The 18,798-nt window shown below is 64.4% G+C and carries 11 protein-coding genes; 3 read left to right on the plus strand and 8 right to left on the minus strand.

Features of this window, described 5'->3' with window-relative positions:
- Window positions 1-102 precede the first annotated feature (102 nt).
- Complete coding sequence (locus AAFP35_RS24940) at window positions 103-1,275, plus strand: carboxylate--amine ligase (RefSeq protein WP_419224372.1); 1,173 nt, start codon at window positions 103-105, stop codon at window positions 1,273-1,275.
- Between the two features lie 694 nt (window positions 1,276-1,969).
- Here the strand turns inward: AAFP35_RS24940 and AAFP35_RS24945 are convergent.
- Together AAFP35_RS24945 and AAFP35_RS24950 are read right to left on the minus strand one after the other, a co-directional pair.
- Window positions 1,970-3,226, minus strand: coding sequence for a DUF222 domain-containing protein (locus AAFP35_RS24945; RefSeq protein WP_419224373.1), 1,257 nt, complete (start codon window positions 3,224-3,226; stop codon window positions 1,970-1,972).
- 481 nt (window positions 3,227-3,707) lie between these two features.
- Window positions 3,708-5,132, minus strand: a complete 1,425-nt coding sequence (locus AAFP35_RS24950; RefSeq protein WP_419224374.1) for an amidohydrolase family protein — start codon at window positions 5,130-5,132, stop codon at window positions 3,708-3,710.
- 158 nt (window positions 5,133-5,290) lie between these two features.
- Between AAFP35_RS24950 and AAFP35_RS24955 the strand changes: the two genes are divergently transcribed.
- Complete coding sequence (locus AAFP35_RS24955) at window positions 5,291-5,944, plus strand: GAP family protein (RefSeq protein WP_419224375.1); 654 nt, start codon at window positions 5,291-5,293, stop codon at window positions 5,942-5,944.
- Between the two features lie 100 nt (window positions 5,945-6,044).
- Window positions 6,045-7,421 (plus strand): DUF1254 domain-containing protein, encoded by a 1,377-nt coding sequence (locus tag AAFP35_RS24960; RefSeq protein WP_419224376.1) that lies wholly within the window; start codon window positions 6,045-6,047, stop codon window positions 7,419-7,421.
- 51 nt (window positions 7,422-7,472) lie between these two features.
- Here AAFP35_RS24960 and AAFP35_RS24965 read toward each other — a convergent pair whose 3' ends face one another.
- The 6 genes from AAFP35_RS24965 to AAFP35_RS24990 form a co-directional block, all read right to left on the minus strand.
- Complete coding sequence (locus tag AAFP35_RS24965) at window positions 7,473-9,158, minus strand: SulP family inorganic anion transporter (RefSeq protein ID WP_419224377.1); 1,686 nt, start codon at window positions 9,156-9,158, stop codon at window positions 7,473-7,475.
- Entirely contained in the window at window positions 9,151-10,449 is a 1,299-nt protein-coding gene (locus tag AAFP35_RS24970) for an ion channel protein (protein ID WP_419224378.1), read from the minus strand. Before AAFP35_RS24970 ends, AAFP35_RS24965 begins: the two co-directional genes overlap by 8 nt.
- A 70-nt stretch (window positions 10,450-10,519) precedes the next feature.
- Complete coding sequence (locus AAFP35_RS24975) at window positions 10,520-12,415, minus strand: alkyl/aryl-sulfatase (protein WP_419224379.1); 1,896 nt, start codon at window positions 12,413-12,415, stop codon at window positions 10,520-10,522.
- Window positions 12,416-12,534: 119 nt separating this feature from the next.
- The gene (locus AAFP35_RS24980) at window positions 12,535-13,518 is read right to left on the minus strand and encodes a TIGR00341 family protein (RefSeq protein WP_419224380.1); all 984 of its coding nucleotides are present in this window, start codon (window positions 13,516-13,518) and stop codon (window positions 12,535-12,537) included.
- A 163-nt stretch (window positions 13,519-13,681) separates the two neighbouring features.
- Window positions 13,682-15,580 carry an alkyl/aryl-sulfatase gene (locus AAFP35_RS24985; protein WP_419224381.1) on the minus strand — a complete coding sequence of 633 codons (1,899 nt, stop codon included), beginning with the start codon at window positions 15,578-15,580 and terminating at the stop codon, window positions 13,682-13,684.
- 286 nt (window positions 15,581-15,866) lie between these two features.
- Window positions 15,867-18,428: a LuxR C-terminal-related transcriptional regulator gene (locus tag AAFP35_RS24990; RefSeq protein WP_419224382.1), complete on the minus strand. Its 2,562-nt coding sequence runs from the start codon at window positions 18,426-18,428 to the stop codon at window positions 15,867-15,869.
- Window positions 18,429-18,798: the final 370 nt, after the last annotated feature.

The raw sequence follows: 18,798 nt of genomic DNA on the forward strand, positions 1-18,798 counted from the left end.
CAGGTCGCCGTATATCAGCATTGTGCAACGTCCGGAGAGGATCGCCTATTCCTTTTCCGGGTCGGTGAGTCAGCCTAAACACTCATCTCTAGACTCGGAAAAGTGGGGACACCCGGACGCAAACACGTATTGATCACCTTCGGACGCTCGTTCCTGACCCTCGAACTCGCGCGACTGATGTCGGCGGGCGGGCATCGCGTCACCATCGTCGACAGCATCCCGATCGGCATCACGCGCTACTCGCATGCGGCCGACGGATTCCATCGGGTGCCCGCGCCCAAGTTCGAACCGCGCGCGTACTGTCACGCGCTCGCCCGCATCGTCGCCGACGAAAAGGTCGACATGGTCATCCCGATCCACGAGGAGACCGACATCCTGTCGATGATGGTGGACATCTTCCCCCCGGAATGCGAGCTGTTCCTCTCGAACTTCGAACTCGAGAACCAGCTGCACAACAAGTACGAGTTCTCCGAACTGCTGGTGGAAATGGGCCGGCCGCACCTGAAGTTCGCGCGCCTGCGTTCGCGCGAGGACGTGGCGGACCTCGATTTCGACAAACCGTTCGCGCTCAAGGAGAGCTACTCGCGTGGCTCGCAGAAGGTGCACAAGGTCCAGCCGGGGGATCCGCTCGACTGGCTCGAGTTCGACCCCACCAACCCGTGGCTCGCGCAGGAGTGGGCGTCGGGAAACAAGTACTGCACGTATTCGATCGTGCGGGAAGGCAAGATCTTCGCGCACGCCACGTATCCGGTCGACTACGCCATCGACGGCAGTTCCTGCCTGAATTTCCGATCCGTCGATCACCCCGGCATCTTCGACCGGGTGTCGTCGTTCGTGCGTGAGGTGAACTTCACCGGACAGATCGGCGTCGACTTCATCGAAGACCCCGATCGGGGATTGGTTGCGATCGAATGCAACCCGCGTGCCACCAGCGGCATCATGATGTTCGGGCCGGACGACGGCGTGGACCGGGCATTCTTCGGGGAGAACGAGGAGATCATCACCCCGGATCCCGACACACATCGGATGATCGGACTCGGCATGCTGCTCTACGGGTGGCGTAAACCATCGCGTGGGAATCGCAGCATCCGGCAGTTCATCCGCGACTTCCGTGCGTCCGACGATGTCATCTCGTGCCGGGGTGACCAGCGGCCGGCGATCATGTTGCCGTTCGCCTACATGTGGATTCTGCGCAGCTGTTTCAAGTACAAGGTGGGTCTCGCCGAGGGCTTCATGCACGATCACGAGTGGGACGGTCTGCGTATCTCGGAGTGACCGGCTGACCCTTCAAGTCGGGCCTTGTCGCTGGATATTTGGGGCCGGTCCTTGTCGCTGACTGTTTGTTGTCGTCCTTCGTCGATGGTTGTCCGATGCCCGCCCTTGTCGCTATCTGTTCAGCGTCGGTCCTTGTCGCTGTCTGTTCGATGCCGAGCTTTGTCGTCGATCGAGTAGGCGCCGAGGCGCCAGCCGAGGAGCCGTATCGAGATCCACGCCGCTGAAACCGATTGCGGAGATGATGATCTCGGCGCCCAGGTGAGGTCTCGCCGCTACTCGACTACCCCTGCTCCCGTGTATCGAACGTGACGAGCATTCCGGCCTGTCGGCAGGTGGTTTTCGGACGTCGCGATATGGCCGCCGTTCGGGTGCCCGCCGTGTCGCTGGTTGGCGGGCACCTGAACGGGGTTTCCGATTCACACTGTGGAGTTTTCAAGGGTCGTGCACGTCCCGGGGCTGTCCTGGGTCGTTGGTTGAGGTGTTGGTGAGAGTTGTGGTGGGTCAGCCTGTTTTGGCTTTGTGGATGTGCTCGGTATCGAGTCCGTGCCCGGGATGCTCACCCGCCGCCGATCGAGTAGCGCGCGAGGCGCAGCCGAGCGAGCGTATCGAGATCAACCTCCTGACTGTGCTTTCACTGCGGGCGGTGGCCCTGTGCCGCAGGGACCGGGGCAGGCCGGCGCTCGGTCGGGGGTGGTCAGGCGGCCAGTGTCATGGTGCGTCGGTTGTAGGCCGGTAGCGGTGTGCGTGTGGGGTCGACGTCGGCGGGTGGGATCAGCCAGGGGTGTCGGTCGGCACCCATGATGATCTCCCAGTCGGACGCGTGGATCTGGGCGTGGCAGGCGGTGCACAACAAGCAGCCGTTGTCGATGACGGTCGCACCACCGTGTGACCAGTAGATGATGTGGTGACACTGCGTATATCCGGCGGCGGCTCCGCATTTCACACAGCATTGGTCACGCACGATGAGTGCTTTACGCTGCTGGACGGTGAACAACCTCGTCCCGTTGCTCACGCCGAGGGGTGCTCCGTGCTCGTCGAGGTCGAACACGGTGACGCTGGCATCACAGGCAACCAAATGTGCGGTGGTTTGGGAGACCGGTCCCAACCATTCCAGGGTTGCCCGATCCGGATGGTCGGCGGGCACGGTCAGATTCACCTGTGTTTTCGGGGCGACCACCATGTCGGCGTCACCTGTTCTGGTGGCTTTGGCCGCGGCGTCGAGGATCATTTCCAACGCATCAGCGCGCCGCTGCCCGGCTGATCGGGCGTCTTCGGATCCGTCGGGTTCTGGCCGTTTGCGGGACAGGGATTCGACGGCGGACACGAGTTTTTCGCCGGTGACGATGTCGAGGTTGGCGAACACCTCCAACCGACCATCACCGGCCACGGTCGTGGAGACCTCGTTGATCGTCCGGTCTTCGGCGGCCGGCACACCGTCCTGGTCGTCGGCGATCTGATTGCCCCGCGCGCGTGCCACCGCCAACACCTCACGCGGGGTGGCACCGGAGAACGCCTGGGCGATCAACGCCAACTCGTGTTCGATCACCGACCCCGCCGACAGTGGTTCCGGTGCCCGTTGGTCGATGTGGGCCATCCCCCGGACCAGGGCGTCGACGTGTTCGCCGGAGAACACGCCGTCCGCAGAGTAGGCAGCGACGCGTTCCAACCGGTCCAGGGCGGCTCCGATGCGTAGCCACCGGTCGGCCACGGCGGGTGCGGCTCCCATCTCGATCAACAAGCTGCGGGTGCGGCCGCCGGTGCGTTGCGCCACCCCGAGACGGTCAAGGTTCGCGGCGTGCACGGCCAGTTGGTGGTCGACGAGGTTACGCAGACTCATCAAAGTCTTCGTGGTGTCGAAGACGTGGCGACCGGACGCATCGGCGTCGATCGTCACCTCACGCAGCAGGGGTATCAGGGTGTCCAACGGCATGACTCGATTGTAGTCGAACATACGTGCCCATGGAAGAGTCTATCCATAGTTATTTGACTGTGCGGCAACGTCTTTCACCACCACAGTCGTCACCCAATTGCCATTGTAAAGGCACCCTCCGACAGGTTCAGCGCGGTGAGTCCTGGTGGTGCACAGTGGTATTCCCGCACTTGCTGATCGAGTAGCGTTCGAGCGTGGCGAGGCAGTGTTTAATCGCTGATCGAGTAGCGTCCGAGCGCTAGCGAGGCCGCGTATCGAGATCCCGTACGAGAGCGTTGGTCTCGATACGGTGCCTCGGCTGGCGCCTCGGCGCCTACTCGACCAGCAGTGTGTGTGCCTGCCTGTGCCTGTCGAATCCAGTGGCGTTCGAGCGGAGCGAGGTGTGTTTGCTGTCTGTTGATTGAGTGGCGTCCGAGCGTGGCGAGGCAGTGTTTAATCGCTGATCGAGTGGCGTCCGAGCGTAGCGGGGCCGCGTATCGAGATCCCGTGCGAGGGCGTTGGTCTAGATCCGGCATCCTGGCGGCGGAACGGGTGGCGCCGTCACGCGCCTGCCCTGCACGTGGACCTCGGCGATCGCGGGTTCCCGCAGTCCCATCAACAGTCCGAACAGGATCTGATCGCGGGCAAGGGTTTCGTCGTCGGCTCGGACGCCGTGAGCGAGTATCGATTCCAGCGGTGCCCAGCGGCCCGCGTCGATCACCAGGAAGTCGGCCTGCTTGCCGACGTCGAAATTGCCGATGCGGTCTTCGAGATCGAGCGCCCGAGCACCCGCCAGCGTGCCGGTGAACAGCATCTCGGCCGGGTGCATCGCGACCCCTGCATCGCCGGGCTCGGACAGATGGACCTTGTAGGCGTCGGAAAGCACGCGGGAGATCAGCCATTCATCGCCTGCGCCGACATCGGTGCCGGCGGCCACGGTCACCCCGGCCGCTACGGTCCGCCGCCAAGGCATGGTCCCGGACCCGAGGAAGAGTTGGGAGACCGGGCAGTGCGCGATCGATGACCCGGTCTCGGCCATCCGAGACAGCTCGTCGTCGTTGCAATGCACCGCATGAGCCAGGATGGTTCGTCTGCCGAGGAGACTCGAACCGCCGGTGCGACTTCCACGCTGGAAGCGGCCGTCGAAGACGTCGAGGTATCCGTCGACACCGAACGATTCACGCACCAGGTCGATCTCGTGGATGTTCTCGCTCAGGTGGGTGTGCATGTACACCCCGCGGTCGCGTGTCGAGTCATACAGTTCGCCGAGCGCCGCGAGCGTCGTTGTGGTCACCGACAACCCGAATCGCGGCACGATCGCCACGTGTCGCAGTGACGATCGTGGATCGTCGGAATCGGTGCCGTGCCAACGACGTATCTCGTCGTCGGCGAGCTCGATCGCAGCGCGCTCGGTGGTCATCAACGGTGCGGCCGATGCCGGGCCTGCCGTCTGGATGCCGCGCCCGCTGACGATTCGCAGACCGGCCCGCTCGGTGGCGGTGAACAAGGCCTCCTGTGCATGTGGGAACGCCGAACCGAAGACCATCGCGGCGGTGGTACCTGCCGCGATGCGGCGGGCGGTGAAGTTCCGCGCTGTTCGTGCCGCGAATTCCGGGTCGGCGAGTCGGGCCTCGGCCGGGAAGACACACGAGTCGAGCCAGTTCAACAGATGCCCACCGCCGTACGCATCGGTCGAGTACGTCTGCGGGAAATGCAGGTGGGTGTCGACGAAGCCGGGGATGAGGAATCCGCTGCCGTGATCGTGGATCGCCTCGGCTCCGGGAGCCGCCGGTCGTGGTCGCGAATCCCGGGGGCCGCAGTAGATGATGTCACCGGCATCGTCGACGACCAACGCGCCATCGGGCAGCCACACGAGCGCCCGGGACGCGTCCGTCACCGTCGGCTGCCCGGCGACATGGAAGATCTGGCCGAGATGAGTGGTGGTCACTCCGACCAGGTAAGCACACGTCGGGACTTTCGGTCGGTTGAGAACATCAGGGCGCAGCCCTTCCACGCTGATTCCGGGTGGGAGCATGACGTCTGCACACATGGCGTGCCGCGAGCAGGTAGCTTCGCAATCAGAGGAAGTGCGACGGAAGCGGTTCGATGGGTGCGGTGATCGGTGATCTACTCCCGTTTGCGGTTGGCGTGGCCATCTCACCCATACCCATCATCGGCGCGATTCTCATGCTGCTGGGTAAACGGGCTCGTACCACCAGCATCGGGTTCGCGATCGGCTGGCTGGCCGGAATCGTCATCGCCACCACGATTTTCGTGTTTCTCGGCGGAGCGTTCGGCGACTCGACGTCGACCGCGACCGCATGGATCAAACTGGCTCTGGGCGTGGCGCTGCTGGCCGAGGGCATCCGGGAGTGGCGGGTGCGAGGTGTTGACCACGGCACCCCCAAGTGGATGACTGCGATCGACGACATGAAGCCGGTGACTGCTCTGGGGCTCGGTTTCGCTCTGGCCGCGATCAATCCGAAGAACCTGATGATGTGCATCGGCGCAGGTGTGACGGTCGGTGGGGCGGCGCTGTCGGTCGGTTCGGATGTCGTTGCGGTGGCGGTGTTCTCGATCCTCGCCGCGACCACGGTCGTGATCCCGGTGGTGGCCTATCAGGTGGCTGCCGATCGGCTTCGCGGACCGCTCGACCGCCTGAAGGCGTGGCTCGAGGCGAACAACAAGTCCGTGATGGCCACACTCATCCTGGTCATCGCGGTCGTTTTGATCGGTAAGGGCATCTCCGGCCTGGCCTGAGGTGTGCCGCCGCCGAATGTCGATGTAACCCCGCCGGGGTGGTGCTTTTCTGCAGGGAACCGGGCTACGGTCGTGACCAGGGGCCCGCACGATCTCGTTGATGAAGGGAAGCGCGTCGATGTCGGCATTCGCCAACGCAAAGATGACCGCAGAGTACGCCCGCACGATCGGTCGTACCGCCTATCTCTGGGGTTGGCCGCTGGTCAACATGCACAACCGGCGTGTGTTCATGGAACAACTGCCGGCTCCCGGCCTGCTCACAGGTATCGTCCCTGCCGGTCCCCCTGGGACCATCGGCATGCTGCGAGACTACATACGTCCGGAAGAGCGTGTGGTCGCCTGCCCGAACCAGGACGTGGTCTACGGCTTCGGTGTGTTGGACGCCGAACTCGGACCGTCGGTCGTCCAGGTGCCCGACTTCGGTGACCGGTTCTGGGTGTACCAAGTCGTCGATCAGCGTACCGATTCTTTCGTCCAGCTCGGAAAGATGTATGGCACCGAACCAGGCTTCTACCTTCTGGCTCATCAGGATTGGAGCGGGGAGGTGCCGAAGGGCATCACCGGGGAGTTCCGCTACGACACTCGCTGCGGCGTGGTCATCCCGCGGGTCTTCCTCGACGACACACCGGAAGATCGTGAAGCCGTCGCGCCGATCGTCGACCAGATCAGTATGTACCCGTTGTCGGAGTTCGACGGTTCGATGAAGACCACCGATTGGTCGGCGGTGCCCTCATACGGCAGCAGCGAAGCCACCGGGGATCAGCAAGAAACACAATGGGTTGACCCGAAGCAGTACTTCGCGGCCTTGTCAGAGGTCCTCGACGAGGTGCCGGCCCGTCCCGGTGAGGAAGCGCTCTACACGTGGTTTCGCGCCGTACTCGAGGCCGCAGAAGGAGATCCGCAGGTGGGGGCTGCGCTCGACAATGCGGCCATCGAGGCCGACTTCGTGGTCAAGGAGATGTTCGAGTTCCGGAACATCGGTATTCCGGTGTCACACAACTGGACCACCCAACGCAACGGCGCGTCGTTCGGCCTCGATTACATGTCACGCACCGCGATGGACAAGGCCAACATCTTCGTCAACACACCCAACGAGACCGCCTACTACTACCAGGATCTCGACGAGGCCGGTGATCGGCTCCATGGTTCGACGTGCTACCAACTCCATTTCGCCGCCGACAAACTTCCACCTGTTCAGGGATTCTGGTCGTTGACCGTCTACAACAAGCATCACTTCTTCCACCCGAACGATCTGGATCGTTATTCCTTGGGCACCAAGAACAAGAACCTCACGTTCGGTGACGACGAGTCTCTGACCTTGACCATCGGAGGTCCACGCCCCACCGAACCGGAACTGCTGGCCAACTGGTTACCGGCTCCCGACGACGAGTTCTCCGTCTATCTCCGTGCCTACTGGCCGGACGACGCCATCCTCGGCGGCTCGTGGGAGCCACCCGCCGTGACGGTGAGGGCGTGACGAGCACATTCGCATGAGTGTGCTGGTGGGCGTGCGGCCCAGTGTTTCCGTTCACTCCTCCCGCATCCACCGCTGCGCTTCGGCGTAGGCGTCGTCGAGCGCACCGAAGACACGGTCGGACGCCGGGAACACGTTGTGCGGTCCGAGCGCGTCGGCCAGACCGACACGCCGGATGGTCGTCATCATGGGTGGCCGCACACCGGCCAGGATGAGGCGCCCACCGGTCTGCTGGAGATCCTTGGCACGGTCACGCAACAACTTCTGCAGTGTCGCCGACGGGACGTCGGGTAGGCCGCGGACACTCAGGATGATGACGTGGTGGCCCGGTTCCGACGGCATCGCAGGCCAGGTCTCGGCGATGCGCGGGACTTCGGCAAACAGCGCCACACCCGAATAGTTCAGAACGGTGATGTCGTTGGTGGGCAGGGTCTTCGGGGGAGCCGTGACGTGCCAGCCGTCGTCGTCGGGGACCAGGGCCGTCAAACGGGCCGAGCGTGCGGCTTGCACACAGTAGAGGACCAGCGAGATCGCCGCGCCCGCCAGGATCGCGTCCTGGAGCGGAAACTGCGTGGTGGCGACGAACGTCGCGATCATCGCGACCGCGCTGAGCCGCGCGGTGCGCAGCACGAGAACGATGTCGGCCCAACGACCCTCGATCAGTTCGAAACCGATCACGAACAGCAATCCGCCGATCACGGCCATCGGGATGATCTCGGCGACCGAACCCAGCAGCAGGACGGCCACCACGAGCCAGGCCCCGGCGAAGATTCCCGCCCATCGCGTCTGCGCACCTGCCGACACGGCGACACCGGTCCGTGACAACGACCCTCCGGTGGGCAGCGAGCCGAAGAAGCCGCCGACGATGTTGGCCGCACCCTGGGCGGAGAAATCTCCGGATGCGCTCGGCCGTGACTTGTCGGGGTTCGGCACCGCCGCCGAGATACCGGCGGCCTGGGCCAACGCAACCAGTGCGATGGCGAAGGCCCCGAGGATCAGATCGGGGAAGGCCGTGATGTCGGGAACTGTGAACGGGGGAAGACTATTGGGCACCTGTGCGATGTCTCCGACGGTCTTGATGTCCGTGCCGATCGCGGCGGAGATCGCGGTCACGACGATCAGTGCGATCAACGTGGCGTACGACTTCAGCGGCTTGATGAACCGGAACACCGCCCACACTGCGATCGTGGCCAGCGCGACGGTCACCGCTGGGACGGACCATCGGGAGATGTGCGCGCCGGCGTCCACGAACTTCAGCACGGTGTTGTGCGCATCGGGGTCGTAGCCGGTCACATCTCCGAGGACGCCCGCGACGATCTGGACTGCGATACCGACGGTGAAGCCGGTCATCACCGCGCTGGAGACGAAATCCATGATCGCGCCGATCTTCAGGAGACCGAAGACCAGCATCACCGCACCTACGGCGACGGTGAGCATCGCGATGTTGCCGACGTCGTGGGGATCGAGACCGGCCGAACTGAGAACGCTCTGCGACGACAACGCGATGGCACTGGTCAACGTGGTGACCATAAGGACGGTGCGCGCGAAGACCGAGCCGACCAGTGTCGAGACCATGCCGGAGTACAGGCCATTGACCGGGTTGAATCCGCCGATCGAGGCGTATGCCATGCCCTCGGGAATCGAGAACAGGGCGGTTACGAGCCCCGAGACCGCGTCCGCCGGTCGCGGACGGGACAACCGACCGCCCCACTGCCGCAGCGAGTACCGAATGTCATTCACCTCCGGGTCGATGACCTGATGTCTGCGGGACGGGGGTCGCGCGGAACTCGGGAGCATTCGCCACCACCAGCCATGCGGCCAGTGTTGCGAACAGCAGCGGCACCAGCAGGTCGAACTGCGGCACCACCGCGAGGCCGAGGAACAGGCTCACCCACCCGTTACGGGTTGCGACGACCACGATCCCGATGGTTGCCGCACCGACCGTGATCGTCAGCGGTAAGTCGGTCAGCCACATATGGATTCCGATCCCGAATGCCACGCCGGCGAAGACCGCGGGAAAGATCCGTCCGCCTCGGAAACCGGACGCGCTGGCGAGCATCAGGGCCAACAGTTTGATCCCCGCGAAGGCCAGGAATCCCAGGGCCGTCGTGGTGGCCATCCGGTCCGGTAGCTCTTTCATCTGCTCCAGACCCTTGAACAGTGTGATGGTTCCGCCGACCGCCCCGAGGAGACCGAGGAACGCCCCGGCCGCGGTCAGCAGAATCACGGGATTCTTGATCGCCACGTGAAGCACTCGGTGCAGCGGATCGAACAACGCTGCGGCGACGACCCCGACGACGGCGGCCACCACCGCGACACCGATCGCGATCAGCACATCGACGACCCCACCGACCTTTTCGGCGGGCAGCCCGATCGACAGGTCGAGATCGGTGAAATGGAGGATCACGAACGATCCTGTCGCCGCTGCCACCAGTGGGACATACAGGCGATTCCACAGCGGGATGCGTGGGTCGCCCGCGTTGGCCTCCGACAGCATCAGCGCGGCCGCCACCGGTGTGCCGAACAGGGCGCCGATCGTCGCGGCCGTCGACAGCCCCATCCACTCCTTCGTGGCGACCCGAGGGACGATGCGTGCTCCCAACGCCACGATGATCGCTGCGTTGATCGCCATGATCGGATTCTCCGGACCGAGGCTCACGCCGCCTGCGAGCGACAGGATCGCCGCGACAGCGAGACCGGGGACGACGCGTGGTGGCAGTGGCGTCGAGATCAGATCGATGGTGGCCGGATCGTCACCCGCGTGGCCCGGGAAGTACTTCACCACCAGGCCGACGAGCAGGCCCGTTGCGGTGAGAACCGCGACGATCCACCACCATTCGTCTGGGGACACACCCAGGGCAGACGTCAGATCGGCCCAGACGAGGCGCTCGATGAGTCCGGCGAGCTCCGAGATACCCCAGAGACCGAGCGCGCACAGCGTTCCGACCGCGATGCCCACCGGGGTCATCGCGATCAGTTTCCCCACCGGGACGCGGGATTCGCCCTCGTCGCCGGGTGATTCATCGCTCATCGTCGATGCCTCCTTGTCGGCTCGGAATGCGGCCGGTGCGTCCGGCGGGTGGGTCGGAGGGGCCGGTCCGTCAGGGCGTGACGATCGCGAAATCCGGATCGGGATCATCGAGGTGGCCGGCGAGTTGTGCCAATGCACCCGGATCGCCGGTCACCGTGACCGCGCCGTTGTCGACTGCCTCTCGGAGATCTTGGCCGCCGAGCAGGATTCCGAGCAGCGCGGGTTTGGTGAGGGTGAAGACAGTTGCCGCGGGCCCCTCGTCGGCGGGGACGTCGAAATGAATGAGAACGCCGTTGCGGAGTTCCGTGCGAATCCTGCGGCTTTCGTCGGTGATGTCCCAGTCGATGACGATGTGCGCATCCCAACTGGCCGGTCCGTCCACGCGGAGAGCCACCGCATCGAAGATCTGATCGATGGCAAGGGCGGCGACGATGTCGGGAGCTGCGGTGGTCGTCGGTGTGCCCACGGACCCGTTGCGCAGTTCGTATGCGCCCATGAGATAGAAGTTGCGCCACGTGCCGTTCTCGGAGCCGTAACCGAGCTGCTCGTACGTGTCGGCGAGGAGCTCTTTGGCGGCCGTGTTGCCCGGATCGGCGAACACCACGTAGTTCACCACTTGGGCCGTCCAGCGGAAGTCGCCGTCGTCAAACGTCTTTCGTGCCTTGGATAGCACCTCGTCGGCGCCTCCCGTGAACCCGACGTGCCGCTTGGCGGATTCGACCGGTGGATGTTCCCACAGGTGGGCCGGGTTGCCGTCGAACCAGCCCATGTAGCGCTGGTAGATGGCCTTCACGTTGTGACTGACCGATCCGTAGTAGCCGTGGGTGTGCCAGGCGTTGTCCAGAGCCGGTGGCAGCTGGATGTCTTCGGCGATCTCGAGGCCGGTCTTGCCCTGGTTGAGTGCACGCAGTGTCTGGTCGTGCAGATAGCCGTAGAGGTCGCGCTGCTGTGCAAGGAACTCGGTGAGTTCCTCGGTGCCCCAGGTGGGCCAGTGATGGGAGGCGAACAACACGTCGGACCGGCCGGCGAACATGGTGATCGCCTCGGTCAGGTACTTCGACCACACATGCGGATCACGAACGAGCGCACCCCGCAGGGTCAAGAGGTTGTGCAGGGTGTGGGTGGCGTTCTCCGCCATGCACAGCGCGCGCAATTGCGGGAAGTAGAAGTTCATCTCTGCGGGTGCCTCGGTACCCGGGGTCATCTGGAACTCGATGGTGACGCCGTCGACCGTCTCGGTGTGTCCGGTCGTGGAGATGTCGATGGTCGGCACGATGAGCGTCGCCGTGCCCGTGGACGTCGACTGGCCGAGGCCGGCGCCCACCGCGCCCTGTGGCCCGCGCGGAAGCGCCGCACCGTACATGTATGCCGCTCGGCGGCCCATCGCCGTGCCCGCGTACACGTTCTCCGACACGGCATGCTCCACCATCCCGGCCGGTGCGATGATCGAGCACTCACCGGCGTCCACGGCGTCCTGCGTGGTCACGCCTTTCACGCCACCGAAATGGTCGATGTGAGAATGCGTGTAGATCACCGACTTCACCGGGCGTTCGCCCCGGTGTTTCCGGTACAGGGCCAGACCGGCGGCCGCCGTCTCCTCGGAGATCAATGGGTCGATGATGATGACACCGGAATCTCCCTCGATGATCGTCATGTTCGACAGGTCCAGTCCACGGATCTGGTAGACGCGTTCGGAGACCTCGTACAGGCCGTGCTTGGCCACCAGCGCGGACTGACGCCACAGGCTGGGGTTGGCGGTCGGCGGGCAATCGTCGCCGAGGAAGTCGAACTCCTCGCAATTCCATACCGGAGTGCCCGCGGTGTCGGTGACCACCGGTGAGTCCAGCGCGGCGATGAAGCCACGCTCGGCCGCGTCGCCATCGCGGGTGTCGGCGAACGGGAGACTGTCCCGCAGTTCGGTGTTGGACTCGACGATTGCGGTGGACGCCTCACGTGGGTTGGCCATGGAGATCACCTTTCGATTCGAATACCTCGCGACACACGTCGTCGCCTCTCAACCCTGTCGATCCGAGTGTGCCGGTCCATCACCCCGCAGAGGTGAGAATCACGAAAGCCTGAGTGAGCTCAAGCCGGTTCCCGACCGCCGACGGTGTGGAGCACCTCGACCTGCGGGTCCCACGGCAACACATCGTCGATCATCTGCTGTAGATCGGCGACGGGCGGCAGGTCTGCAGGTGCGAGCACATTCACGGTCACCTTGTCCCCGCTCCACGAGACGCCGGTGACCTCACCGGTGGTCACACCGGCGTCGGTGAGCCAGGTGTCCGTGGTGGTGCTGATCTGGCGAGACCACAACGACGTCAGGGAGAACAGGACCATCGGGATCGCCACGGCGACGAGCGCGATCGCCAGGACCAGGTAGGCGCGGCGACGGTTCAGCCCGGAATCCTCGCGCTTGCGTGCGGCTTCTCGGCCGTAGCCGCCGATCGTCAACACGACGACACTCGTGATGATCATCGCCACGACGTTGGACGCGAACAGCACGAACGCACCCAGGGCGAGGGCCGGTGCCCCGGAACCCAGGCACACCCCGACGACACCGAGGGGAGGCACCAGGGAGATCGCGATGGCCACGCCGGGAAGGACGTCGCCCACGTCGCGGCGGGTGATGGCGATCGCGCCGACCAGACCGGTGGCCAGCGCCGCCAGCAGGTCGACCAGGGTGGGCGACGTCCGACCAAGGACCTGCGAATTGGCGAGAACGTTGGTGGGATTCGGCAACAGTTGCGCGACAACCGCACCCAACGCCACCACGATCACCACACCGGCGAGGATCAGACCGAGACTCGCCAACACCAGCCGTCCGCGACCGCTGACGATACCCAGGCCGACGCCGAGGATCGGGGTCGACAGCGGGGCGACGATCATCGCGCCGATGACGGTGGCCGTACTGTCGGCGACCACACCGGAGACCGCGATCACCCCGGACAGGACGAGCATGACCCAGAACGCCGACAGCTTGGCCCGGGAGTCGCCGATGCGGAGGTCCAGCCGATCGTCGAGTTCGTCGATGGTGCGTCGCTGAGAGGTCGGGATGAGTTCGAGCATCGCGGCAACTCCTCACGCTGGATGAGACAACCTAACACCCCTCACCGCTCGACGGTCCGGTTTCGCGGGTCAGACGCAGCACCCAGCCGAGGCCGGACTCGGAGATTCGCACCGCCTCACGACGACTCGTGACTCCGAGCTTTCGATGGGCCGCCCGACAGTCTCAGGGAGTAACGATCGAGAAATCCTTGTCGCCCGGATCGAGGAGCGCCGCGAGCCGGCCCAGTACGGATGTGTCCCCGGTCAGTTCGATACCGGCGGCCGACAATGCCTCGGCAGTCAGTGCGCCGGTTGCGATGGTGGGCAGCGCGCGTCGCGTGGTCGACAGCGTGACGTCAGCCTCACCGGATTGTGCTGCGGCGCTGTAGCTGAGGGCGCCGTTCTGCACGCGGATCCGGTAGCGCGTATCGGCGTCCGTGATGACGATGTCGATCGAGAACTTCTCGTCCCACGCTCGTGGTCCATCGATCTGGATGGCGATCGCGTCGAACAACATCTCCGGCGTGAGTTGGGCGATCACGTCGGCCGACGCAGACACCGTGGGGGTACCGAATTTGCCGCTGCGCAGTTCGGTGGTGCCGGAGAGGAAGAAATTGCGCCAGATGCCGTTCTCGGCGCCGTAGCCGAGCTGTTCGAGCGTGTCGGCGAGCAACTCGCGTGCCGAAGTGTTGTCGGGTTCGGCGAAAACGACGTGGCTGATGATCTCGGCCACCCAGCGGAAATCGCCTTCGTCGAATGACTTTCGTGCCTTCTCGATGATGACGTCGGCACCACCGACCAACTCGACATAGCGTTTGCCCTGCTCGACCGGGGGATGCTGCCACAGATGGGCCGGATTGCCGTCGAACCAGCCCATATAGCGCTGGTAGATGGCCTTGATGTCATGACTGACCGACCCGTAGTAGCCGCGGGCATGCCACGCGCGATCGAGTGCGGGAGGCAGTGTGAGTTCCTCTGCGATCTCGATGCCGGTGTAGCCCTTGTTGATCAGACGGAGAGTCTGATCGTGCAGGTACGCATAGAGGTCTCGCTGCTCGGAAATGTAGGAGACCGCTCGCTCGCGTCCCCACGTCGGCCAGTGATGCGATGCGAACACCACTTCGAGATCGTCGCCGAACAGATCGATGGTCTCGGTGAGGTAATGGGTCCACGCGTGAGGGTTTCGGACGAGTGCGCCGCGCAAGGTCAGCAGGTTGTGCAGGGTGTGCGTGGCATCCTCTGCCGCACACAGGGCCTTGTGATCCGGGAAGTACACGAGGAACTCGGCGGGAGCCTCGGTTTCCGGTGCCATCTGGAACACCATCCGGACACCGTCGACGGTCTCCGTCTGTCCGGTCGTGGTGATGTCGAGGGTCGGGGCGATGAGAGTGATGTTGCCGGTCGAAACCGTCTGCCCGAGTCCGGCGCCGACTGCGCCGTGAGGCCCGCGGGGCAGCGCTGCTCCGAACATGTAGGCCGAGCGGCGGGCCATTGCTGTTCCTGCATAGACGTTCTCGGACGCGGCATGCTCGGTGAATCCTTCGGGAGCGATCACCGGAACACGTCCCGCGTCGACGTCCTCCTGTGTGGTGACACCCTTGACGCCGCCGAAATGATCGACGTGCGGATGGGTGTACAGCACGCCGGTGACCGGGCGGTCGCCGCGATGCTCACGATAGAGCTGAAGGGCTGCTGCCGCAGTCTCTTCAGTGACCAGCGGATCCAAGACGAGAACGCCGGTATCACCCTCGATGAGAGTCATGTTGGCGAGATCGAAGCCGCGCACCTGGTAGATGCCCTCGACGACCTCGTACAGGCCTTGCTCGGCGACCAGACGGGACTGACGCCAGAGACTGGGATTCACGGAATCCGGCGCGTCACCGGTGAGGAAGTCGTAGGTGTCGTTGTCCCACACCACGGTGCCGTCGGCGGCTTTGATGGCATTGGGAAGTCGTTTGCCGATCAGGCCGCGTGTTGCATCGTCGAAGTCTTGGACATCGTCGAACGGCAAGGTTCGCAGAACGTTCTTCTGGTGCTCCACGATGGTCTGGGTGACAGGCTTGGATTCGATGTGATCAGTCATAGAGACATCTCCGTTTCGTGGTCTGTGTGCATGCCCGGCATACCCCTGCCGCAAGCCTACGGATTATGGAAGTCTGCGACTCACCCTTTCGGTATCAATTCTGAGCGTGCAGTACTTGCGTGACGGCGTGATGCGACCGGATCACTCTCATTGACCCACGACGTGCAGGACCCGGAGATCCGGATCGACGGCACGACGCCGTCCATCGTCTTGTGCAAGCCTTCGACCTGCGGAAACGGGATGATTTGAGAGTCGTGGCAACTCGCGCTGGACGAGACGCCTGGGCTCATGGGCAAGGCGTAGGACCACTGCCGACGCCGGATTCGGAGATCCGCACCGCCTCACGACGACTCGTGACACCAAGCTTTCGATAGGCCGACCGACAGTGCGACTTGAGGGTGTTGGTCGACACGAACATGGACGCGGCGATCTCCGCCATGGTCAGCGGTGTGCGCAGATACTCGAGCACTTCGCGCTCGCGACGGGTCAGCGGAGTCGCCGTGGTGTCGGCACGCCGGACGAGGGGTTCTCGCAGGGCCAGGCAGTCGCCGATGAAGGCAGCCCGAGTGCTGCGCGGCAGATGTGCTTCGAGGAGGGTGGTGGTGGCGTGGTCGGGGTTGTCGACGAACGGCAATGCGATCCGTTCGGGCGCGGCGAGCATCACCGATCGCTCTAGGACCCGGTGCGCACGTTCACGATCCCCGGTCTGCCACGCGATCGCGGCACTGGTCAGCAGTGCGTAGGCTTCGACATATTGCGGCACCTGTATGCCGTCCAGCGACGACAGCATGCGCTGTGCGGCTCCCAGATCCCCGATCCGCCTGAGTATTCCGGCGAAGAGTGCGAGTGACACCGGAATACTTTCGGCGTCTTGGCATTCCGCGATCATTTGACGTACCGTGGCCGTCTCGCCGCGTGTTTCGGCCGCACGTGCCCGGGCGAGCCGGAGATACACCGGCCAAGGAATCCCGTGCAGGTATTCGTCACGTACCAGGCCGATCCCAGGCTCGGCATCCATGACAGCACCGAGGTCACCGAGGGTGGCCGCCGAGATCACGCGATACAGACGCGACAACGGCGGGAACCCGTCCATCGACGGAGGCAGATCAGCCGTCTGCGTGAAGGATTTGAGTGCGGCGTGCACATCGCCGCGCCAGAACTGCACCCAACCGCGGGTGAAGTGCTCGATGCCGCTGTCGTAGTAGTCCCAGGCATTGTCGTCGGAGCCGGCGGGGCTGGTGTCGAGGACATCGAGGACCTCGGTGAACTGTCCCGCGAAGGCCAACGCGAATGTGTAGTTGACCTCGGCGCGCTGCGCGATGCCGGTGAGCCCGGCATCGCGGCAATCATGCATGGCCGTGCGTAACCAGATCACCCCGCGGTCGGAGTTCAGGCGTAGGCGGGCATCGATCCACCCCGCCATGAAGGTGGCACCGGCCCTCACGATCGGGCTGAGCGTGGTCGCCACCTCTGGGTCATCGAGGGACGCAACGATTTCCGAACGTGCCGCGAGGATGTCGTCGCGACCGTCGGCATGCAAGAGCAGCCCCAGCGCGCGGGTCAACGAGGCGGTGTCAGCGGCCGGTAGGTCGGCGGCGAGGTGATCTGCTTCGCGGAAGATCCGGTCTGCCCCGAGTCGGTCGCCGCGGATGCCGCGACAACATGCACGGATGTACTCCAGTTCGACGCGTTGGCGCTTCTCGACGCGCTCTGCCAGTGCACTGGCCACGAGTTCCAGACGTGCCGCGTCGGATTCGATCACCAGACCGATCCAGGTGTCGGTGACGACCGACGTCGCGAGCATCGGATCATCGATCGCAAGTGCGAGGTCGACCGCGATGAACGGACGAGTGTGGCGTAGATGTTCGACGGCACATCGGTGTAGCTGGCGCTGCCGCTGCGGATCTCGCTGTTGAAGGATCCGGCGACAATGCTTGGCGAACAGGGAATGCCATGCGTACACACGTGTGCCGTCACTGTCTCCGGCGAACTCGCCTAGGAAGAGGTTGCGGTGTGTGCACTGGTCGAGAAGTGCTGGAGCATCGTGCCGTTCACTCAACGCGGCTGCCAGTGCGGAATCAACGCGGGTGGTGGTGGTCGAGGCCAGGATGAAATCGGCGAGCTCGGGCTCCAACTGGCCGAGGACCTCGTCGGCGATGTAGTCGGTGAGCAGGTCGTCGTGATCGGGGCGGACCCGTGACGGGACTCCGGCTCGCGCACCGGCCAGGTACAGGCGAACGGCGATCGGCCAGCCCTCGGTGGCTCCGTGGATCACCGTGGGGTCGTGATGGTCGAGATCGCGCGGCGCGGCGTGGCGGATCTCCTGCTCGGTGAAGGCGAGTTCGGGTGCCCCGATCAGTGCCGCGTCTCCGTGCAATGTCAGTCGACTGAGGGCGCCGGCGAGCCGGCCGTGCCCTACCAGGACGAATCGGATGTCGACGGGACCGTCTGTCAGGAAGCTCGACACCTCGGGGTGGCCGAGGACCGACGCCGCCCGGTGCGCGTCGTCGATGACCAGGACCAGTGGTCGGCCCATCTGGTCGATGGCTTGGCCGAGCTGGGCGAATGCGTTCGACGGGCTGCCTGGTGCGGCGCGCACCGCGGAAAGGTTCTCCTGCTGGTCGGCGTATCCCCGCGCGTTCTGTACGGCACTGACGATGCCGCGCAGCAACTCCGCGGGGTCGTCGTTCCTGCGGGTCATCGACAACCAGGCGACGGGCGCATCGGTGTGATGCGTCCAGTCCGCGACGGCAACCGTCTTGCCGTATCCGGACGGCGCACTGACGAGGGTCACCCGGTGGTTGGAGATCAACGTGTCCAGGCGGTTTCGGACGCGAGGTCGCTCCACGATGTCGGCACGTGGGTGTGGTGGGGTGGTGAGATACCACGGGACGGGCTGCCAGACGAATGGCGCACTCAGTGGTACCGCCCCCTTTGCTCTCTGATCTCCAACCGGACCTGTCGTCCGGTTTCGTGTCATGCACGTCGGATCACGTTTCGTGAATCCTATGTGGAATAGTGCGTCGATTTCTCGCCAAGCGCCGCGGGGTATGTGACTACGCGGGGAGTCTGATCCGTTAGCTGGATGTGATCCATATCTCACACCCGAAGGGTGATGCCCGAGATGTCGAGGTCGTGGAGGTTTAGGTCTGGGGTCGAAGGTTCCGGTGGGCGATGTGTTGGCAGTCGACGCAGACGTCGAACCGTCCAATTCGAGC

Source organism: Gordonia sp. CPCC 206044 (assembly GCF_048537895.1).
In the GTDB taxonomy this organism is placed as follows: domain Bacteria; phylum Actinomycetota; class Actinomycetes; order Mycobacteriales; family Mycobacteriaceae; genus Gordonia.

Excerpts from the sequence above, each read along its gene's own strand:
- AAFP35_RS24960 (WP_419224376.1), top strand. The coding sequence starts at position 6,045 with ATGAAGGGAAGCGCGTCGATGTCGGCATTCGCCAACGCAAAGATGACC.
- AAFP35_RS24980 (WP_419224380.1), bottom strand. The coding sequence starts at position 13,518 with ATGCTCGAACTCATCCCGACCTCTCAGCGACGCACCATCGACGAACTC.
- AAFP35_RS24985 (WP_419224381.1), bottom strand. The coding sequence starts at position 15,580 with ATGACTGATCACATCGAATCCAAGCCTGTCACCCAGACCATCGTGGAG.
- AAFP35_RS24970 (WP_419224378.1), bottom strand. The coding sequence starts at position 10,449 with ATGAGCGATGAATCACCCGGCGACGAGGGCGAATCCCGCGTCCCGGTG.
- AAFP35_RS24945 (WP_419224373.1), bottom strand. The coding sequence starts at position 3,226 with ATGTTCGACTACAATCGAGTCATGCCGTTGGACACCCTGATACCCCTG.
- AAFP35_RS24975 (WP_419224379.1), bottom strand. The coding sequence starts at position 12,415 with ATGGCCAACCCACGTGAGGCGTCCACCGCAATCGTCGAGTCCAACACC.
- AAFP35_RS24955 (WP_419224375.1), top strand. The coding sequence starts at position 5,291 with ATGGGTGCGGTGATCGGTGATCTACTCCCGTTTGCGGTTGGCGTGGCC.